This is a genomic window from Lactobacillus sp. WILCCON 0058 (genome assembly GCF_057198005.1).
This window is the reverse complement of the sequence record NZ_JBUBHM010000001.1, coordinates 1,483,879-1,503,860: the sequence shown is the minus strand read 5'-3', so window position 1 is coordinate 1,503,860 and position 19,982 is coordinate 1,483,879. Positions and strand designations below refer to the sequence as shown.

The window sequence follows — 19,982 nt, the reverse complement described above, 5'->3', positions numbered from 1 at the left end:
ATGTGGAAAACAGTCTTAAGACGGGTTTTGATCATGATCCCGCAGCTGATCTTGCTTAGTATTATTGTCTTTATGCTGGCGAAAATGATGCCTGGGGACCCCTTTACCGGCTTGATCAACCCTAACTCAAGCCCAAAGGAAATCGCCCGCTTAAAGCAGGCTTATGGCCTGAATGACCCAGTGCCGGTTCAATATATGCGCTGGATTAAGAATTTGCTTCATGGTGATTTGGGGCAAAGCTATATCCAGCACGTACCAGTTGCGTCTTTGATTGCTGACCGGGCTCAGAACACTTTCTGGCTCTCGCTCTTGTCAACTGTCTTGCTCTACGGCATTGCCATCCCAATGGGGATCAGCGCCGGCAAGCATGAAGGCGAATGGCAGGACCGAGCAATCTCAGTTTTCAATTATGTGACTTATGCTATCCCTGGCTTCGTCTTTTACCTGCTGGGTCTCTGGCTCTTCGGCTTTACTCTGGGCTGGTTCCCGATCAGCGGGACGGTTTCCGCTAATGCCAGCGGCTTTTGGGGAATTTTCTTCAGCCGCCTGCAGCACATGATTTTACCGGCCATTCTCTATGCAATCATCGCCACGACTGGGACGGTGCAATACCTGCGTACCGGGATCATTGACAACAAGGTGGAAGACTATGTTAAGACTGCCCGCAGCAAGGGCGTGCCGGAAAAAGTCGTCTTCAACAAGCATATCTTGCGGAACTCTTTCTTGCCGATCGCTGCCTTTATGGGTAACACCATCACCGGTCTGCTCGGCGGGTCAATGATCATTGAAACGGTCTTCTCCTTCCCAGGGATGGGTAAGCTCTTCCTTGATTCGATCAGCCAGCGTGACTATACAACTCTGACGGCTTTGATCATGATTTACGGGACCTTGACTCTGCTGGGCAACCTCTTGTCTGATATTATCATGAGTCTGGTTGACCCGAGAATTCGCGTGAAGTAGAGGTGAAATGATGGCTTTATTTACTGTAGGCAAAAAGAAGCAAGATGACAGAGCCCAAATTCCGCCATCCGCTTTGAAGATTGCTTTTAGAGAAATTTTTAAAAGCAAGGCTGCGACTGTGGCCTTTTGCACCATCGTCGTTATTTTGCTGCTTACCTTTGGCGGTTCTTTGTTCTTGAACAGCAGCCAGGTTACTGAAATGCACATTTTGGAATCTTACGCTGGCTGGGGGCAAAATGGCCACCTGCTGGGAACCGATGACGGTGGCCGGGACATTCTGAATCTGTTGATCATGGGTGGGCGCAATTCCATCATGATTGGTCTCCTGGTCACTTTGTTCTGTGAACTGGTTGGCCTTGTAGTCGGCCTTGTAGCCGGCTACTATGGCGGCACTATTGACTCCATCATCATGCGGATTGTCGACTTTGTGCAGATTTTGCCGCAAATGCCAATTTTGATCGTTTTGGTAACGGTTTTGCCAAACTATAATTCCATGACTTTGGTTTTGCTGATTTCGATGTTCGGCTGGACGGTTGAAGCAAGATACTACCGGTCCTTTATTTTGTCACAGAGAGAAAGAGACTATGTTCTGGCTTCCAAGACTTCAGGCTCCTCAAACACCAAGATCATGTTCCGGGAAATTCTGCCAAATATTGCATCAATGATCATCATCGATGTCGTTTTGAGCGTTTCCGGCAACATCGGGATTGAAACTGTCCTGTCCTTCATCGGCTACGGTTTGCCGACCAAGATTCCATCTTTGGGGACCTTGATTGGTTTTGCCAATGACCCGGTCAACATCATCGACCGGCCATGGCTGTGGCTGCCGGCAACTGTCTTGCTTTTGGTAATCTGCTTGAGTATCAACTACGTCGGCCAAGCTTTGCAAAAGGCTGGCGACGCCCGGCAAAGAGAAAACTGAAATAATTAGTATTAAATTAAATTTGTCATTGACTTTTAAAATGAAAATGCTAAAGTAAAAGGCATGAAAGATAAATTTTGTGAATTGCTATCTTGATAACTATTCATATGCTGTGTATTTTGTCTTTTGAATATATTGTGTGGAGGTAAATTAAATTATGAAGAGACGAATGCTCGGAACATTAGGAGTATTCCTGGCTGGTGCAGCTTTGCTGGCTGGCTGCGGCAAGAGTGGCTCAACTGACAGTAACAGCGGGGCCAAAGACGCGAAGAAGTTCCCGGAAGCTACGGCAACCGGCGTGGCTAAGAAGGGCGGCAGCCTTAGCATCGCTGAAGAATCTGACACGCCAGTCAAGGGTGTCTTCTTAAACGAAGTTTCAGACAGCCAATATGACCAAGACTTTATGGCTTTTGGGAATGAAGGTCTGTTTGCAACCGATGATCAATACAAGATCAACAACAAGGGGGCCGCAACCTTTAAGATGGACCGGAAGGCCAAGACGGTAACGATCGAAGTTAAGAAGGGGGTCAAGTGGTCTGACGGCAAGCAGGTAACTGCCAAGGATGTTGAATATTCCTACGAAATCATCGCTAACAAGGCCAGCCAGTCATCCCGCTACACCAGTTCTTTGGCAGATATCGTCGGTTTGGCAGAATACCACGAAGGCAAATCCAAGAAGATCTCCGGGATCGAAATGCCTGACGGTGAAAACGGACGCAAGGTGGTTCTGCACTTTAAGGAAATGAAGCCAGGCATGACCCAGTCCGGTAACGGCTTCTTCTGGGAATACGCTGCACCGTACCATTACCTAAAGGATGTCCCATTCAGCAAGCTGCAGTCCAGCGACAAGGTCCGGAAGAACCCGCTTTTCTTTGGTGCATACAAGCTCTCCAAACTGGTCCGTGGCCAATCAGCGACCTGGGTAAGAAACCCTTACTACTACCGTGGCCAAGCCAAGTTAAACAAGATCACTATCTCAGTAATCTCTCCAAACTCAGCTTCCCAGTCAATCAAGTCCAAGAAGTTTGACTTGATTGAAGTTGTCAACTCCCAATGGAAGGAAGTTAAGGGGACCAAGGGCTACAACTTTGTTGCCCAAATTCCATTATCATACTCTTACATGGGCTTCAAGGTCGGCAAGTGGGACAAGAAGACCGGCTCAGTCAAGATGAACAAGAACTCAAAGATGAGCAACCGCTACCTCCGCCAAGCCATGGGTTACGCTATGAATGTTGATGAAGTAACCAAGCACTACACCCAGGGCCTGTCCTTCAGAGTCAAGACTTTGGTTCCAGAATCCTTTGGTGACTTCTCAGACAAGAGCGTGAAGGGCTTCCCACTTAACTTGAAGAAGGCTAATGCTTTGCTGGACAAGGCTGGCTACAAGAAGAAGAAGGGTGAAACTTACCGCCGGGATCCAAATGGCAAGAAACTGACCATCCACCTGGCTGCCATGAGCGGATCTCCAAACCAGGAAGCAATCGTCCAAAACTACATCCAGCAATGGAAGAAGATTGGTCTGCACGTAACTTTGACCACTGGCCGTCTGATCGAGTTCAACTCCTTCTATGACAAGGTACAAAACGATGACCCGTCAGTCGACGTCTTCATGGCCGCATGGTCACTGTCTAGTGAACCTACCCAAGATGATCTTTACGGTGCCAAGGCTCCATACAACTTCACCCGCTTCGCAACCAGCGAAAACACCAAGCTGCTGAAGGAAATGGGCAGTGACAAAGCCTTTAACCACAGCTACCGGGTACAAAAGTTCCACGAATGGCAACAATACATGCAAAAGGAAGCCTTTGTAATTCCTTTGACCAACTCATACACGATCACCGCGGTCAACAGCAAGCTGGTCAACTACTCAACCAAGCCATCTAAGACGGCTACCCTGTGGTATGAAACTGGCTTTAAGAAGTAAAAATAATATCTAATGACTCAAAAGAGGAGGTTTTCCCTCCTCTTTTTTCTGTTCTCTCGCTTCGGCCCGGTCTTGCTCCTTTTGTTATGGTAAACTAAGTATTGTAGCAATTAGCAAAAAGGACTCTTGATTGATGAAGAAAATAACAAAATTAGCAATTTGCTTTTTGGCGGCTCTAAGCCTGGCAGCTTGCGCGCAAAAGACCAGCAAAAGCAAGCAGGACAATAACAGCGGGGCTGAAGATGCCATGCAGTTCCCTGTGGCCACCAGCTTTGCCAAGACTAAAAAAGGCGGCAGCATCAAGGTTGCCTTGGAAACTGACACCCCTTTTACGGGGATTTTTTCTGATGAACTGGCAGATTCGACAACCGACGCCACTTTAGCCCAGTTCGGCTCTGAATCTTTGTTTGACACGGACAACAGCTACAATATCACTGACAGCGGGGCAGCAACTTTTAGCCTGGACCGGCAGGCCAAGCAGATCACCATCAAGATTAAAAAAGGGGTCAAGTGGTCTGACGGTAAGCAGGTCGTGGCAAAAGACGTGGAATATGCCTACGAGGTAATTGCTAACAAAGCCACTAACAGCTCCCACTACACTTCTTCTTTGCAAGACGTGGTGGGCCTAAAGGAATACCATGACGGGAAAGCCAAGACAATCAGCGGGATTGAAATGCCGGACGGGGAAAACGGTCGCAAGGTTGTAATTCACTTTAAGGAAATGCACCCGGGGATGTTGAAGTCGGGCAACGGCTATTTCTGGGAATCAGCCCTGCCATATCATTACCTTAAAGATGTGCCTTTCAGCAAGCTGAGAACCTGCATCGAAATCCGCAAAAAGCCTGTCTATTTTGGTCCATACAAGGTCCAGAGCATTGAACAGGGGCAGAAGGTGGTTTGGACCCGCAATGAATACTACTGGCGGGGGACACCGAGCTTAAGCAAGATCACCATCTCCATTATTTCCCCGAAGTCAGTCGCCACGGCCATCAGTGAAAAAACTTACGACATCATCGAAGTGGTCAACTCCCAGTGGAAGCAGATCAAGAGCACCAAAAACTACCGCTTTGTCGCCACGATTCCCTTGAGCTACAACTACCTGGGCTTCAAGCTGGGCAAATGGGACGAGAAGACCAACTCAGTCAAGATGAACAAGAATTCCAAGATGGCCAACAAGTCTCTCAGACAGGCGATCGGCTATGCAATGAACGTTACCCAGATCGAGCGCAAGTACACTTCTGGCTTGACCTTCCGCATCAAGAGCCTGATCCCGTCACAATTTGGCGACTACTATGACGACAAGAGCAAGGGTTATCCATATAACCCAGCTAAGGCTAAAAAGCTTTTGGACAAGGCAGGCTACAAGCTCAGGTCTGGTGAAAAATACCGGCGGGACCCACAGGGGCATAAGCTGGTAATCCACCTGGCTGCCATGACTGGTGACTCCAGCCAAAGCAAGATTATCAAGAACTATATTAAGAAGTGGAAGGAAATTGGCTTAAACGTCAAGCTGACCACAGGTCACTTGCTGGAGTTCAATACTTTTTACAACATGCTCTTCCAAGACGACAGCCAGGTCGACATGTTTATTGCCGGCTGGACATTAAACAATGAGCCTTCCCAAAATGGCATCTACGGTGCCGGCACCCAGTACAACCTGGAGCGGTTCGCCACCAAGACCAATACCCAGCTTTTGGAAGCAATGGACTCAGACAAAGCCTTTAATATCAGTTACCGGATCAAGGTCTTCAAGCAGTGGCAAAGATACATGCAAGAGCAAGCCTTTGTAATTCCTTTGACCAGTTCCTATAAGATTACAGCCATCAACAAGAAGCTGGTCAACTACTCCTATGAACCGGCAGAAATGAACAACAGCCATCCTTTATGGTATAAAATCGGCTATAAAAAATAATCTGCGACTCTGTTTTGTCCATTTGCCGGACAAGGCAGAGTTTTTTCTTGGAATTAGGTAAAAAAGGCGCTCCGATGGCGGGCTTTTGATATAATTTTTAGTGTTATGAAAGGATGAATAGTTCATGGTCTCAACTAAATTTATTAAAATGCTGGATGAAAAATACGGGATCCGCTTCAAGGATGCCCGCCTGCTGGAGGAAGCCTTTACCCATTCCTCCTATGTCAATGAAAATCCAGGCAAAACTTTGGGGAATTACGAAAAGTTGGAATTTCTGGGGGACGCGGTCCTGGAATTTACGGTCTCTGACTACCTCTACCGCCACTTCCAGCACTTAAACGAAGGGGAACTGACCAGACTGAGATCAAATATCGTCCGCACTGAAGGCTTCTCGAAAGTGGCACTGGACTGCGGCTTTAAAGAAGAAATCAACCTGGGCGTCGGCGAGGAAAAAGCTGGCGGCCGCAACCGCAAGGCCCTTTTGGAAGATGTCTTTGAAGCCTTCAACGGCGCCTTGTTCTTGGACCAAGGGATTGAAGTGGTTGAAAAGTTTCTTAGCCAGACCGTCTATCCTTTAATCGCGGCCGGCTACTTTACCCCGTCACGTGACTTTAAGACGGATCTGCAGGAGCTTTTGCAGCAAAACGGCAGCGTGACCATCGAATACCGGGTGTTGAATGAGAGCCAGCAGCCGCCCCACTTTGAAGTTGAAGTCCTGGTTGACGGCAAGAAGCTGGCAAACGGGGAAGGACGCAACAAGAAGAAGGCTGAGCAGGACGCGGCCAGCCACGCCTTGGAGCACTTGAATGGAGGAAAATAGTGCCTTTAACTAGTTTGATTTTGGACGGCTTCAAGTCTTTTGCTGACAAGACGGTGATCGACTTTACTAAGGGGATTACCGGCATTGTCGGCCCAAATGGGTCGGGCAAGAGCAACATCACGGAAGCCATTCGCTGGGTCATGGGGGAAGGCAGCGCTAAATCCCTGCGTGGCCGCAACATGAAAGACGTTATTTTTGCCGGGAGTCAGTTCCGCAAGCCCTTAAACCGGGCCGAAGTGACGATGGTGTTTGACAACCGGGACAAGGAACTGGACTTTCCAGCTGATCAAGTTTCTATCACCAGAAGAATTTTAAAGTCCGGCGACAATGAATACTTGATCAACCAGCAGCCAGTCCGCCTGCGGGACGTCCGGGCCCTCTTTCTGGACTCCGGCATTTCGCAAAACAGCCTGGCCATCATTTCCCAGGGGCGGGTGGACCAGATCCTCAATTCCCAGGCCCGGGAAAGACGGGGGATTTTCGAAGAAGCAGCCGGGGTGCTCCACTTTAAGCAGCAAAAGCAGCAGGCCCAAGGGCAGCTGGAAACAACCAATGACAACTTGATCCGGATCAACGACCTGGTCAACGAGCTGGAGAAGCGGTTGGAGCCTCTGCATGAACAGAGCTCTTTGGCTCAAGAATACCAATTCCAAAAAGCCGGGCTAGATGAGGACTTGAAGACCCTGCTGGCCTTTGAAATCGCTGACTTAGACCAGGAAGAGAAGGAAGTTTCCAAAAAACTGGCCCAGAGCCAGGAACTATTAAGCCGCTTGGACGCGGAAGTCAAGCAGTCCCAGGCCAAGCTGGCGGCTAAAAGAGAAGAATTCCAGCTGGAAAGCCAGAAGCGGGATCAGCTGCAGACTGAAGTCTTAAAATTGACCAACCGGCTCTCTGAGATCAACACTTCCTTGCAGGTTTCCCAGCAGTCCCGGCAGTTTGACCAGGCAACCAGGCTGGAATACCAAAGACAGCTGGCTGATTTAAAGGAAAACCTGGCGGCTACGGAAGCGGAAATTGCCAAATTGGCTGACCAGGAAGCTGAATATGCCGGGCAATTGGACCAGTTGAAAGAAAAAAGACAAAAGCTGGCCGATCAGCTGAAAGAAGACCCTGCCAGCCTCAAATTGAAAGTAGAAGACCTGCGCTCAGAGTACATTCAGACTCTGCAGGACCAGACCAGCGCCAACAACCAGCTGGTCTACCTGGAAGGGGAAATCAAGCGGGCCAAGGAGAGCAAGGACCAGCGCTATGAAGATGCCTCGAGTCAATTGGCCAAGAGCCAGGAAGAACTGGAAGGCTTGCGGTCTAAGGGGCAAAAGCTGCGGGCAGAAAATGACCAGCTGCAGGCGGAGTTAAAGGAAGCCAGTGACCAATTAGGGCATTTAGCTGCCGACCAGCAGGTCGCGCAAAAGCAGCTGCAGGCGGATTTGACCAACCTCCAGCGCCTGACTGCCCGCCGGGATGCCTTAGTCAACATCCAAAAGCGGCATGACGGCTACTATGCCGGGGTCAAGCAGGTCTTAAACCAGCCTGACCGCTTCCCGGGCATCATCGGGGCAGTTGGGGAACTTTTGACCTTCCCGGCTGACCTGGAAGCAGCCATGACGACCGCCCTTGGCGGCAGCGTCCAAAGTCTGGTGGCCAAGGACCGTTTGGCGGCTAAAGATGCCATCCAGCAGCTGAAGGTCAGAAGACTGGGCCGGGCAACTTTTTTGCCCCTGGATGCATTAAGATACCGGGCAATTCCAGCTTCAACCCGGCAGGCTCTGGAACGCTTTGCCGGCTTCCAAGGCCTGGCCAGCGAATTGGTTGAGGCTAAAGGCAAAACTGATATTTCAGAAGCTATCCAGTACCTGCTGGGCAGCATCATTATCGTCGACAATATGGACACGGCCCTGGCCGTTTCAAGACAGATCGGTCACTACCGGGTCGTTACCCTGGATGGGGATGTCATCAGTCCTGGCGGGGCCATGACTGGCGGGGCCCGCAACCAGCGGAGCAATTCTCCCTTGCAGACAACGGCTGAAATCAACAAAACGACAGCCATGCTGGAGGAATTAGAAGGGCAGTTCCATATTAAAGAAGAAAAGCTGGCCAGCTTAGACAAGCAAGTCAAAGACAAGCAGGAGAACCGGGAGCAAATCAGCCGGGACCTGCAGAGCCTGCAGCAGGACTTGAGCGCGGCAGTCTTGACCTTCCAAAACCAGGAAAAAGAAGTCAAGCGCTTGGAAAGCGCCGTAAAGCTTTACCAGGCCCAGCAGGCTGAACAAGCTGCCTACCTGGCAGATTTGCAAGACAAAGAGGCAGCTCAAAAGACTAAGAAAGAAGAGCTGGCCGCTTTGGCTGACCAGCAAAAGCGCGACTTGGCCAGTTTGCAAGAGACCATTCAGAACTACACTGATGTAAACCAGGGCGTGCAGGAAAAACTGGCAGAGCTTGACCCGCAATTGGCAGTTTTGGCCAACAAGCAGGAAAACCTGCAGGCCAGAAAAGCTGAGCGCGACCGGCAAAAGGCGGGCAGCCAGAAGCAGATCGCGCAGCTGGAAGAAAAACTGGCTGCTTTGGACAGTTCCAGTCAAATGTCAGCCAGCAAGAAAGAGGAGCTGGGCCTTGAGAAAGACCGGCTCCTGGCTGAGCAAAAAGACAAGCAGGCTGACCTGGATTCAGCCAGCCAGCTTTTGGGGCAGTTAAACGGGCAGATCAACCAGTTGGAAGCAGTTGCGACCAGAAACTATGACTTAAGAAAAGACGCGGCTAGTGAACAAGAGGAGTTTTCAGTCAAATTGGCCACGGTTAAAGGCGAGCTCAAGCAGCACCTGGACAGTTTAAGAGAAGACTACTCCTTGACTTATGAAGCCGCGCTTTCCCAGGCCAAGCTGGAAAATACGGAAGAAAACCAGGAAAGCTTGCGCCGCAGCGTCAAGCTGCACCGGATGTCGTTGGAAGATATTGGCCCGGTCAACTTGGGGGCGATTGACGAATATAAGGAAGTCAAGGAACGCTATGACTTCTTGAACGGGCAGCAAAACGACCTGCTTGAAGCAAGAAGCAACCTGCAGCAGTCGATGGATGAACTGGACCAGGAAGTGAAGGACCGCTTCAGTCAGACCTTCCAGCAGATTTCGGCTTCCTTCAGCCGCCTTTTCCCGGTGGTCTTTGGCGGCGGCAATGCCCGCTTGGCCTTGACGGATCCGGACGATTTGCTGGAGAGCGGGGTGGAAATCATCGCCCAGCCGCCTGGCAAGAAATTGCAGCGTTTAAGCCTTTTGTCCGGCGGGGAGCGGTCGCTGACGGCGATCACCTTGCTTTTTGCCATGCTGGAAGTCAACCCAGTGCCTTTCTGCGTGCTGGATGAAGTGGAAGCGGCCCTGGACGATGCCAATGTCGTCCGTTTTGCCCATTTCCTGCGCCAGTATGACAGCCAGACACAATTTATCGTGATTACGCACCGGCGGGGGACCATGGAACAAGCTGACCAGCTCTACGGGGTGGTCATGCAGGAATCTGGGGTTTCCCAGATTTTGTCGGTCTCCTTGAAAGATTTAAAAGATGAGGTATAACCGTGGGATTATTTGATCGAATCAAAAAGAGCCTGTTTGGCCAAAAAGACGAAGAACAGCCAGAAGAAGTCAAGGTTGATCAGGAAGAAGCCGCAGAAGAAAGTGCTGAAGCGGAAAATGAGTCAGTAGCAGAAAAGGCTGAAGAAGAAGCGGCAGCAGAAGAAACTACTGAAGAATCTACCGAAGAAAAAAGTGTAGAAGAAACTAAAACTTCTGAAGAAACTGTTGAAGAAGAAACTAAATCTTCTGCTGAAGCAGTTGAAGAAGAAACAGAAACTACAGAAACAGCAGAAGAAACAGTTGAAGAAGAAAAGACTGAAGCTGAAGAGGAGACAACTGAACCAGCAGAAGAAAGTACAGAAGAAAAAACGACCGAGCTCTATGAAAAGGGGCTGGAGAAGTCCAACAAGGGCTTTGGCGCCCGCCTCAACGCCTTTTTGGCCAAGTTCAGAACGGTTGACGAAGACTTCTTCGACGACTTGGAAGAATTGCTGATTGAATCTGACGTGGGCTATGAAACCAGTGAAGAACTGACTGACCAGCTCAGCGAAGAAGCCAAGCTGCAAAAGGCAAAGAGCCGGGATGACTTGAAGCGGGTCATCGTCCAAAAGCTGGTGGAAGTCTACGACGAAAATGCCAACAGCGAAAACGAAAAGCTGGCTTACGATCCAAACGCCAAGCCAAATGTCTACCTCTTCGTCGGCGTCAACGGGGCCGGCAAGACCACTACGGTCGGCAAATTGGCCAAGCGTTTCCACGACCAGGGCAAGAAGGTCCTTTTGGTCGCTGCCGATACTTTCAGAGCCGGCGCGGTTGAGCAGCTGGTTGAATGGGGCAAGCGGACCGGGGTTCCAGTCGTAACTGGCCCGGACAAGGCTGACCCGGCTGCCGTGGTTTACGACGGCTTAGAGCGGGCGATTGCGGAAGAGGCTGACTACCTACTGGTTGACACGGCCGGCCGTTTGCAAAACAAGGTCAACTTGATGAACGAATTGGAAAAAATCCAGCGGACCATCAAGAAGCGCCTGCCCGACCAGCCGGCTGAAACACTCCTGGTTTTGGACGGGTCAACTGGGCAAAATGCTCTCCTGCAGGCCAAGGACTTTGACAAGACGACCAAACTGACTGGCTTAGTCTTGACCAAGCTGGACGGGTCTTCCAAGGGTGGGGTGGTCCTGTCCATCCGCCACGAAATGAAGCTGCCTGTTAAATTGGTTGGCCTGGGCGAAAAGGCTGAAGACCTGGCCGACTTTGACGCGGCCAACTATGCCGTTGGCCTCTTCCACGATCTGCTGTAATTTTTTCAAAGAAGCTAAGTTAGAATTAGAGGATTAAAAAGAAAAATGAAAGACGATGCATGTACTTCAATTTTAGTCGGCAAAAAAGCTGCCATGGATGGCAATAACTTGATTGCCCGCAATGACGACACCTTTTCTCCTTTAAACCAGCAAAAGTTTGTCGTTAACCCGGCAGTTCACGGGGAAAAGGGCCGCAAGATCAAGTCCTGGCTGAACAAGTTCACGATGGACTTGCCGGAAGACGCCTACCGCTATCCAGCCGTGCCTAATGTCGACTACAAGAAGTACGGCTACTATGAAGAAAGCGGCATCAACGAAAAGAACGTGGCCATGTCAGCTACTGAGTCAACTTACGGCAATGAACGCACTCTGGCCTTTGACCCCTTGGTGGTTGATGGTTTGGACGAAGATTGCATGGTCAATGTCGTCTTGCCTTACATCGATTCAGCCAGAGGCGGGGTCAAGCGCCTGGGCGACTTGATCGCCAAGTACGGGTCAGCTGCCGGCAACTCAGTTCTTTTTTCCGACAAGGATGAAATCTGGTACATGGAAATCGTGACCGGCCACCACTGGGTCGCCCAAAGAATCCCGGACGATGCCTACGCCATCGCCGCCAACCGGGTCTCCATCCAGGAAGTTGACTTTTCTAAGCCGGATGACTTCATGTGGAGTGCAGGAATCCAGGACTTTGTTGCCAAAAACAAGCTTAACCCCGACCTGGAAGGCTGGAACTTCCGTCATATCTTTGGCACTTTCACCGAGCAAGACCGCCACTACAATACTTCCCGTGTCTGGTACGGGCAAAAGATCTTGAACCCAAGCATTGACCAGGACCCGGAAGACCCTGACCTGCCATTTATCCGCCGGGCAGAAAAGAAGATTAGCAAGGAAGACATCGAATATATCCTGGGTTCTCACTACCAGGACACGGTCTACGACCCATTTGCCGTCAAGGGCAGTGATGAAGAACACCACCGCTACCGGCCAATCGGCCTCAACCGGACGCAAAACGCCCACATCCTGGAAGTTAGAGATGACCAAGCAGATGGCGTGGCTGGAATCATGTGGCTCTGCATTGGTGGGCCGACTTTCACCCCCTTTGTGCCTTTCTTTACCAACATGAATGACACTGACCCGTCTTATAACGATACTTCCCTGGAATACCGGCAGTCAGATGCCTGGTGGTTCTACAAGTCTTTAGCGGCTCTGGTGGAAAGTCACTATTCTCACTTCGTCCAAATGGACGCCAAGTACTTGACTGAACTGAACCGCTACTTCCGCTGCCGGGTGGCTGAAGTAACTGACCAGGCCCAAGCTTTATCCGGCGAAGAACTGACCGCCTTTTTGACCAAGGCCAACCAGGAAACGGTGGCCCACTGCCGCCAGGAAAGCGAGAAGTTCTGGGGCGAGCTCTTTAAGGAAGCCATCAAGCTTTCCAAGCTGACTTTCAATATGGATAAAAATCTTTAAAAAGTACTGCACTTGCAGTGCTTTTTGCTATACTGGTAACCAGGTGAAAAAGATGGATGAATTAAGCAAAAACGAAACTCTGGGTGACCTGTACGCCATGTACGGTGCCTTGCTCACCCAGGGCCAGCAGGATTATTTTGAAGATTATTACTATAACGACCTGTCTTTAGGGGAAATTGCCGACAACCGGCATGTTTCAAGACAAGCGGTCTATGACAATTTACGGCGCAGCGCCAAGTCTTTGGAAAAATACGAAGACAAGCTGCAGCTCCTGGCCAGTTACAGCCAGTTGGAAGACGGCATCAGCCAGGCCTTAGCCAGCTTGCAGGCAGGCGACCAGGAAGCAGCCAAAGTGCAGCTGGAAGACTTGCTGCAGGTAATTAGAGGAGAATAAGATGGCATTTGAAAATTTAAGCGAACGTTTGCAGAAGGCCCTGCGCAACTTGACCGGGAAGGGGAAGATCTCTGAAGAAGACATCAACGCTGCCTCCCGGGAAATCCGCCTGGCCCTGCTTGAAGCCGACGTCAACTTCAAGGTGGTCAAGGACTTCATCAAGACCATCAAGAAGCGGGCCCTGGGCCAGGAAGTGCAGGAATCACTGACTCCAGGCCAGCAGGTCATCAAGATCGTCAACGAAGAATTGACCAAGATGATGGGGGAAGAAGCGGTCGGCTTGAACAAGTCCCCGCATATCCCAACCGTTATCATGATGGTCGGTCTGCAGGGTACTGGTAAGACCACCACGGTCGGCAAACTGGCCAACCGCTTGATGAAGGAAGAAAAGGCCCGGCCGTTTTTGATCGCCGGCGACATCTACCGACCAGCCGCCATTGACCAGCTCAAGCAGATCGGGGCGGACTTGAACGTGCCGGTTTTCAGCGAGCCGGATGAAAAGAACGTGGCCAAGATCGTGGAAGACGGTCTGGCCGAAGCAGCCGTCCACAGAAATGACTACGTGATCATCGACACGGCCGGCCGGCTGGAAATCGATGAACCGTTGATGAAGGAACTGGAAGAAGTCAAGGCGGTCAGCCACCCGGACAACATCCTGTTGGTAGTTGACGCCATGACTGGGCAAGCTGCTGCTGACGTGGCCAAGACTTTTAACGAACGCTTGGACGTCACCGGGGTTGTCTTGACCAAGCTGGATGGTGACACCCGGGGCGGGGCAGCCTTATCCATCAGAGCTATTACCGGCAAGCCGATCCTCTTCACTGGTCAAGGGGAAAAGCTGACTGACCTGGAAGTCTTCCACCCGGACCGGATGGCTTCAAGAATCCTGGGCATGGGGGACATGCTGACCTTGATTGAAAAGGCCCAGCAGGACTACGATGCCAAGCAGGCGGAAAAAGTTGCCCAGAAGATGCGGGAAAACAGCTTCGACTTCAACGACTTCATTGACCAGTTGGAACAAGTGCAGAAGATGGGGCCGCTGGATGAAATCATGAAGATGATTCCTGGCATGGCCAACAACCCGCAGCTGAAGAACTTCTCAATCGATGAGAAGCAGATCGCCCACACCAAAGCCATCGTCTACTCCATGACTCCAGAGGAAAGAGAAGACGAAAGCCTGCTCAACCCGAGCCGGCGCCGGCGGATCGCGGCAGGTTCCGGCGTGCCGATCGTGGAAGTCAACCGGATGATCAAGGAGTTCAAGACCGCCAAGGACATGATGTCCAAGGTGACCAAGGGCAATTTCAAGGACCTGGAGAAATTGCCTGGCATGAACAGCCCGATGGCCAAGATGGCCATGCGGCGGATGGGGAAGAGCTTCAAGAAGAAGAAGGCCAAGAAAATGAAGAAAGTCAAGCGCTTCCACTCATAATTTTTAAAAAAGAGCAGGCTGTTAAGTAAAAATACTTTACAGACTGCTCTTTGGGTGTTATAGTAGAACTATTGAAATTTAGGAGGACTAATTAATGTCAGTTAAGATTCGTATGCGCCGTATGGGTGCCAAGAGAAAGCCATTTTACCGGATTGTTGTAGCAGATTCACGTGCACCTCGTGACGGCCGCTTCATCGAAGAAGTTGGTTACTACAACCCAGTTTCACAACCAAAGGAATTGAAGCTTGACGAAGACAAGATCTTTGAATGGTTGAAGAAGGGTGCACAACCTTCAGACACTGTTCGTTCACTTCTTTCAGGCGCTGGCTTGATGGCTAAGTTGCACGACGAAAAGTACAACAAATAATTGGAAAAGGTTTGGGGCACTAGCTTCAAACTTTTTTTATTTGAAAAGGAAAAAACAAACAATATGAATTACTACAATGTTGGCAAAATCATCGCGACCCACGGCTTGAAGGGTGAAGTCAAGGTCGCTTTGACCACCGACTTTCCGGAAGACCGCTTCAGAACTGGGTCACGTCTCTACCTGGGCGATGGCAGCCGGGAAGTGACGGTCGCTGCTGGCCGGCCCTTTAAGCAGTTCTGGCTGGTAACTTTTGAGGAAATCACTGATATCGATCAGGCTGAAAAGCTGAAGGGAACGGAAATCTTGATCAGCGAAGAAGACCAGGGGGAACTGCCTGACGGAGTCTACTACTACCGGGACCTCTTGGGCTGCAAGGTTTTCGACGATGAAAGCGGGGAAGAAATCGGCGAATTGACCGATATCGAAGCTCCAGGCGCCAATGACATCTGGGAAGTAACTGACGAAAACGGCAAGAGCTTCTGGCTCCCATACATCCCGCAAGTCGTTAAGAGCGTGGATATTGCTAAAAAAGAAGTCCGGGTTGAATTAATGGAGGGCTTGAGATAGTGAACATCAACGTATTGACCCTTTTCCCTGAAATGTTTACCCCCTTGCAGGTATCCTTGCTGGGCCGGGGGCAGGAAGATGGCAAGTGGAAGTTGAACTTGGTTAACTTCCGCGATTTTTCAGACCGGCCGCACAAATCCGTCGATGACACCCCTTATGGGGGCGGGGCCGGGATGGTTTTGCAGGTGATGCCAATCAAGAAGGCCTTAGATTCGCTTGAAAACAAGGGCAAGGTCATCATTACGGCTCCTCAGGGGAAGACTTTCAACGAGCAGATGGCTCAAGAGTGGTCCAAGGAAGAAAATCTGACTTTCATTTGCGGGCACTTTGAAGGCTTTGACCAGCGGGTTTATGACCTGGCTGACGAAACTGTCTCCATCGGCGACTACGTTTTGACTGGCGGGGAGCTGCCAACCATGAGCATGATCGACGCCACTGTCCGCCTTTTGCCAGGAATCTTGGGCAATGCCTTGTCACCAGTTGAAGAATCCTTCTCAGACGGCCTGTTGGAATATCCGCAATACACCCGGCCAGCTGATTTTGAAGGGCAAAAGGTACCGGAAGTCCTCCTTTCAGGCAACCACGGCAAGATCGATGAATGGCGGCACTACCAGGCCTTGAAGGCCACTAAATTGCACCGGCCGGACCTGCTGGAGAAGCGGAATTTGACGCCAGAAGAGGTCAGAATGCTGCGGCAGATCAGAGCAGACGAGCAGGCAGAAGACTAACTAAGGAATAGGTGATTAGATGACGCTGCAATGGAGAAAGCTTTTTTCCAACCGGATCCTGGACCGGGGAAGGGACTACTGGAAAAGGGACTGGGTTTACGCGCCCAGCTACAGTGAATTGCCTGCTGGCATTCACTGCCGGGTTGGCAAGCCAGGGAACAGCTATGATGTAACGATCGACTTCTCTGACGACTGGAGCGAGATCAAATGGATGGACTGCGACTGCCCCTACGCTGCTGAAGGCTACAACTGCAAGCACGAGGCAGCTTGTTTGTACGCCACGGAGCTTTTTATCGAAGGGATGCAGGCCATCCAGGAACCCTTGACCAGTGATTTGACAATTGACGAGCGCAAAAAGCGTCAGAAAGAGATAATTGACAAAGTATATGGAATGGGCCAGAAATACGTCAATTATATTTTTGACGCTGGCAAGATCCTTGAATCTGTCGACTTTGACCCGGTCCTTTGGGAGCGGATCAATAAAAATCCTGCCTTGGCCAATTTGGGATTTGTCAAGGTGAGTGAAGATGGTGAGCAGCTTCTGACCGCTAAGTCATTCGGCCAGTTTTCTCCCCGTACAGGTCAAGACGAAGAAGCCGAGGTCAAGGTCAGCCCGGATAAAGCGATCGAGCTGAAATGCACTTATGACGAATGCCAGCAGGACCAGATCACTGGACCTTGCCGGCATGAAATTGCCCTTTTGCAGAAGCTGGTCTATATAATCATGCGGGAAAACCCGGGTGAAGTAACCGACTATCAGGCAGACCAGGCCTTGACCAGGGCAGAGATGCTGGAAGAATTCGACCAGGATGCCTTGCAAGACGTTAAGCTTTTGGCTCAGCTGGAAAGCGAGCTTGGCGGATCTTTTTTAGTCAAATTTAAAGTCGGCAAAAAGCGGCTCTATGTGGTGAAAAACATCGAGACCTTCGTAAATGACGTTATAAACTGGCGGCCAATTTCCCTGGGGAAAGAAGAAGTTTTGCTTTCACCGGATTCTTTTGACCCGGCCAGCCAGCGCCTGTTCAGCTTTTTGGCCACGATCGCGGCCGATGGTGCCGATATATACGGGGAGACAAAAAGAAGCATTGAGATTGCTTCCGGCCGAATTGACAGCTTTTTCGCGGCTGTTGAAGGCAGTAAAGTCGAGAATTTGAACAATAAGCAGCTTGTCCCAGCCAAGCGGGGTGAGCTGGAAAAAGCTGACCTCGAAATCGACGATTACCAAGGCCGGGGGATCAGCATTACCGGGTCCTGTCCGCCGGTTCTCCGGGGCATCCAGGCCAGCTACCAGCTGACTGATGAGGCATTTGTAGCTAGCAAGCTTGGCAATATGTTATACGCTCTGTTTAACAATCAAGAAAACATTGACGCAACTTTTGACTTAAACCAGCTGAGCCAATTCAAGGCCACTGTCCTGCCCCTTTTGAAAAAATACAGCAACTTGACCATTAGTCCGGCTGCCCAGCAGCTTTTAGAAGAAGCAGGAGGCCTGGAAAAGAGCCAGCTGCGCCTGGATGTAGAGGGCGATGAAGTAGTTGGCCAGGCCCGGGTCTTTTACCAGGGTAAATCGCTTCGCTTGGGCGAAAGCGGCGAGCGGGAAATTAAGCGGGACTGGTACAAGGAAAAGAAGCTGGCTGAGCTTTTAGAGAAATTTTTTGACCTGGAAGACGGCGACTGCCGCTTGGACAAGGGGGATGACGACGCGGTATACCAGCTTTTGCAAGGGATGCCGAAGTTGCTTTCCGCCTTTGATGAAGTTGAAGTCACCCCGGCTTTTAAAAAGCTCAAGTTTAAAGACAAGCTGAATCTGGCTTTTGGCCTTTCCTTAAGTGACGGGCTTCTGCACCTGGATCTGAAAAGCGACCTCACGCCAGAAGAATTGGCGGAAGTTCTCAGCCAGTACAAGGACCGAAAGAAGTACATCCGCTTGAAAAACGGCAACTTTGTTAACCCGGATAGCCAGGACTTGGCAAAGCTGGCTCTTTTGGCCCAGAATCTGGATTTAAGCGCCAAGGATTTTGGCAAAGAGCAACTGGAAATGCCGGCCTACCGGGCCCTTTACGTCGACCAGCTCTTAAAAGAGCAGGAGATGGGCGAAATTGAAAGAGACGACCACTTCCAGCAATTGATCAACGACTTTGACCAGAAAGAAGCGCCGCTAAAATTGCCAGAAAGTCTGGACAAGATCCTCCGGCCCTATCAAAAGACCGGGACGGCTTGGATGAACCGGCTGGCCCAGCATGGCTTTGGCGGGATTTTGGCGGATGAAATGGGCCTGGGCAAGACCCTGCAGGTGATCAGCCTCCTGGCCAGTCAAAAGGACAAGCCAAGCCTAGTCGTGGCTCCGGCCTCTTTGGTCCTTAACTGGGAAGCGGAGTTTAAAAAGTTTGCCCCGGAAATGAAGACCCTGGCTTTAGCCGGCTCTAAGAAAGAGCGCAGCGAGCAACTGGCTGATTTGAATGATGTCGACGTTGTGATCACTTCTTATGACCTGCTTAAGCGCGATATTGCCAACTACGCCCCGCATACTTTTGTCTATGAAGTAATCGATGAGGCTCAGATGATCAAAAATCCGCGCACAGCCGCGGCTAAGGCGGTTTCTGTCGTCAAGGCCAAACACCGCTTTGCCCTGACCGGGACACCGATTGAAAACCGCTTGAGCGAGCTTTGGAGTATTTTTAACTTCATCATGCCGGGCTTTTTAAAGAGTTACCGGGAATTCAAGAAGGATTTTGAAAGCCCGATCGTTAAGGAAGATGACCAGGACTGCCTAACCCGGCTCAGCCAGATGGTTGTCCCCTTCATCCTCCGCCGCTTGAAAAAAGACGTCCTCAAGGACCTGCCAGACAAGCTGGAGGAAGTTCGCTACGTCGGCATGGGCAAGGAGCAGAGAAAGCTTTATGACGCTGAAATTGCCCGCTTGAAAAAGAAAGTCATGGCTGAAGACGAGGAAGGCATCAAGCGCGAGCAGATTCAGATTCTGGCGGCATTGACCAGAATCAGGGAAATCTGCTGCGACCCAGGCCTGCTCTATGAAGACTACAAGGGTGAATCGGAAAAGCGCCTGGCCTGCGTGGATTTGATCAAGAGCGCGATTGACGGGGGCCACAAGGTCCTGCTTTTCTCCCAGTTTACCAGCATGCTGGACCTGCTGGAAGAAAGCCTTAAAGCAGAGGAAATCGGCTTTTTACGGATCGATGGCCAGACTCCTAAGGCCAGACGGCTGACTTTAGTCAACGTCTTCAACCATAAAGACAGTCCGGCTAAGGTCTTCTTGATTTCCCTTAAAGCCGGAGGGACGGGCCTTAACTTGACCGGGGCGGATACCGTCATTCACTATGACCCATGGTGGAACGTGGCGGCCCAGAACCAGGCAACCGACCGGGCCCACCGGATCGGCCAGGAAAAGAAGGTAACGGTCTACAAGCTGATTGCCAAGGACACGGTTGAAGAATCTATTTTGGACTTGCAGGAAGCCAAGAGCCAGCTGGCCCAAGGTATTTTGACAGCTGAATCAGTTTCCAGCGCCAGCCTGCAAAAGGAAGACTTGCTCAAGATTTTGGACTAAAGAAGCTTGCTTTGCCTGGCCAAAGATGGTATTCTATTAGACGTGGTATTTTGCCAATAA

General features: G+C 50.6%; 14 protein-coding genes. All 14 read left to right on the top strand.

Features of this window, described 5'->3' with window-relative positions; all coding sequences use genetic code 11:
* On the top strand, positions 1-960 hold the full coding sequence (gene opp4B, locus ACYVUU_RS06920) for an oligopeptide ABC transporter permease (RefSeq protein WP_439776318.1): 960 nt from the start codon (positions 1-3) through the stop codon (positions 958-960).
* A 10-nt stretch (positions 961-970) separates the two neighbouring features.
* A complete protein-coding gene (locus ACYVUU_RS06915; protein ID WP_439776317.1) occupies positions 971-1,882 on the top strand; it encodes an ABC transporter permease in 912 nt (303 codons plus the stop codon).
* Between the two features lie 157 nt (positions 1,883-2,039).
* Positions 2,040-3,806: an oligopeptide ABC transporter substrate-binding protein gene (locus ACYVUU_RS06910; protein WP_484500430.1), complete on the top strand. Its 1,767-nt coding sequence runs from the start codon at positions 2,040-2,042 to the stop codon at positions 3,804-3,806.
* Positions 3,807-3,939: 133 nt separating this feature from the next.
* Positions 3,940-5,718 (top strand): oligopeptide ABC transporter substrate-binding protein, encoded by a 1,779-nt coding sequence (locus ACYVUU_RS06905; RefSeq protein ID WP_484500429.1) that lies wholly within the window; start codon positions 3,940-3,942, stop codon positions 5,716-5,718.
* Positions 5,719-5,842: 124 nt separating this feature from the next.
* The gene (rnc, locus tag ACYVUU_RS06900; protein WP_439776314.1) at positions 5,843-6,538 is read left to right on the top strand and encodes a ribonuclease III; all 696 of its coding nucleotides are present in this window, start codon (positions 5,843-5,845) and stop codon (positions 6,536-6,538) included.
* Positions 6,538-10,098 (top strand): chromosome segregation protein SMC, encoded by a 3,561-nt coding sequence (smc, locus tag ACYVUU_RS06895; protein ID WP_484500428.1) that lies wholly within the window; start codon positions 6,538-6,540, stop codon positions 10,096-10,098. Before rnc ends, smc begins: the two co-directional genes overlap by 1 nt.
* 2 nt (positions 10,099-10,100) lie before the next feature.
* Positions 10,101-11,396, top strand: coding sequence for a signal recognition particle-docking protein FtsY (ftsY, locus tag ACYVUU_RS06890; protein WP_484500427.1), 1,296 nt, complete (start codon positions 10,101-10,103; stop codon positions 11,394-11,396).
* Positions 11,397-11,441: 45 nt separating this feature from the next.
* Positions 11,442-12,866 (top strand): C69 family dipeptidase, encoded by a 1,425-nt coding sequence (locus tag ACYVUU_RS06885; RefSeq protein WP_484500426.1) that lies wholly within the window; start codon positions 11,442-11,444, stop codon positions 12,864-12,866.
* A 52-nt stretch (positions 12,867-12,918) separates the two neighbouring features.
* Complete coding sequence (gene ylxM / locus ACYVUU_RS06880) at positions 12,919-13,260, top strand: YlxM family DNA-binding protein (RefSeq protein WP_484500425.1); 342 nt, start codon at positions 12,919-12,921, stop codon at positions 13,258-13,260.
* Position 13,261: 1 nt separating this feature from the next.
* Positions 13,262-14,692 (top strand): signal recognition particle protein, encoded by a 1,431-nt coding sequence (gene ffh / locus ACYVUU_RS06875; protein ID WP_484500424.1) that lies wholly within the window; start codon positions 13,262-13,264, stop codon positions 14,690-14,692.
* 94 nt (positions 14,693-14,786) lie between these two features.
* The gene (rpsP, locus tag ACYVUU_RS06870; protein WP_002879737.1) at positions 14,787-15,059 is read left to right on the top strand and encodes a 30S ribosomal protein S16; all 273 of its coding nucleotides are present in this window, start codon (positions 14,787-14,789) and stop codon (positions 15,057-15,059) included.
* Between the two features lie 63 nt (positions 15,060-15,122).
* Positions 15,123-15,626, top strand: coding sequence for a ribosome maturation factor RimM (gene rimM / locus ACYVUU_RS06865; RefSeq protein ID WP_270447732.1), 504 nt, complete (start codon positions 15,123-15,125; stop codon positions 15,624-15,626).
* On the top strand, positions 15,626-16,354 hold the full coding sequence (gene trmD, locus ACYVUU_RS06860) for a tRNA (guanosine(37)-N1)-methyltransferase TrmD (protein ID WP_484500423.1): 729 nt from the start codon (positions 15,626-15,628) through the stop codon (positions 16,352-16,354). Before rimM ends, trmD begins: the two co-directional genes overlap by 1 nt.
* Before the next feature lie 19 nt (positions 16,355-16,373).
* The gene (locus tag ACYVUU_RS06855; RefSeq protein WP_484500422.1) at positions 16,374-19,922 is read left to right on the top strand and encodes a DEAD/DEAH box helicase; all 3,549 of its coding nucleotides are present in this window, start codon (positions 16,374-16,376) and stop codon (positions 19,920-19,922) included.
* Positions 19,923-19,982 lie beyond the last annotated feature (60 nt).

Excerpts from the sequence above, each read along its gene's own strand:
- opp4B (WP_439776318.1), top strand. The coding sequence starts at position 1 with ATGTGGAAAACAGTCTTAAGACGGGTTTTGATCATGATCCCGCAGCTG.
- ACYVUU_RS06915 (WP_439776317.1), top strand. The coding sequence starts at position 971 with ATGGCTTTATTTACTGTAGGCAAAAAGAAGCAAGATGACAGAGCCCAA.
- ACYVUU_RS06910 (WP_484500430.1), top strand. The coding sequence starts at position 2,040 with ATGAAGAGACGAATGCTCGGAACATTAGGAGTATTCCTGGCTGGTGCA.
- ACYVUU_RS06905 (WP_484500429.1), top strand. The coding sequence starts at position 3,940 with ATGAAGAAAATAACAAAATTAGCAATTTGCTTTTTGGCGGCTCTAAGC.
- rnc (WP_439776314.1), top strand. The coding sequence starts at position 5,843 with ATGGTCTCAACTAAATTTATTAAAATGCTGGATGAAAAATACGGGATC.
- ACYVUU_RS06885 (WP_484500426.1), top strand. The coding sequence starts at position 11,442 with ATGAAAGACGATGCATGTACTTCAATTTTAGTCGGCAAAAAAGCTGCC.
- ylxM (WP_484500425.1), top strand. The coding sequence starts at position 12,919 with ATGGATGAATTAAGCAAAAACGAAACTCTGGGTGACCTGTACGCCATG.
- ffh (WP_484500424.1), top strand. The coding sequence starts at position 13,262 with ATGGCATTTGAAAATTTAAGCGAACGTTTGCAGAAGGCCCTGCGCAAC.
- rpsP (WP_002879737.1), top strand. The coding sequence starts at position 14,787 with ATGTCAGTTAAGATTCGTATGCGCCGTATGGGTGCCAAGAGAAAGCCA.
- rimM (WP_270447732.1), top strand. The coding sequence starts at position 15,123 with ATGAATTACTACAATGTTGGCAAAATCATCGCGACCCACGGCTTGAAG.
- ACYVUU_RS06855 (WP_484500422.1), top strand. The coding sequence starts at position 16,374 with ATGACGCTGCAATGGAGAAAGCTTTTTTCCAACCGGATCCTGGACCGG.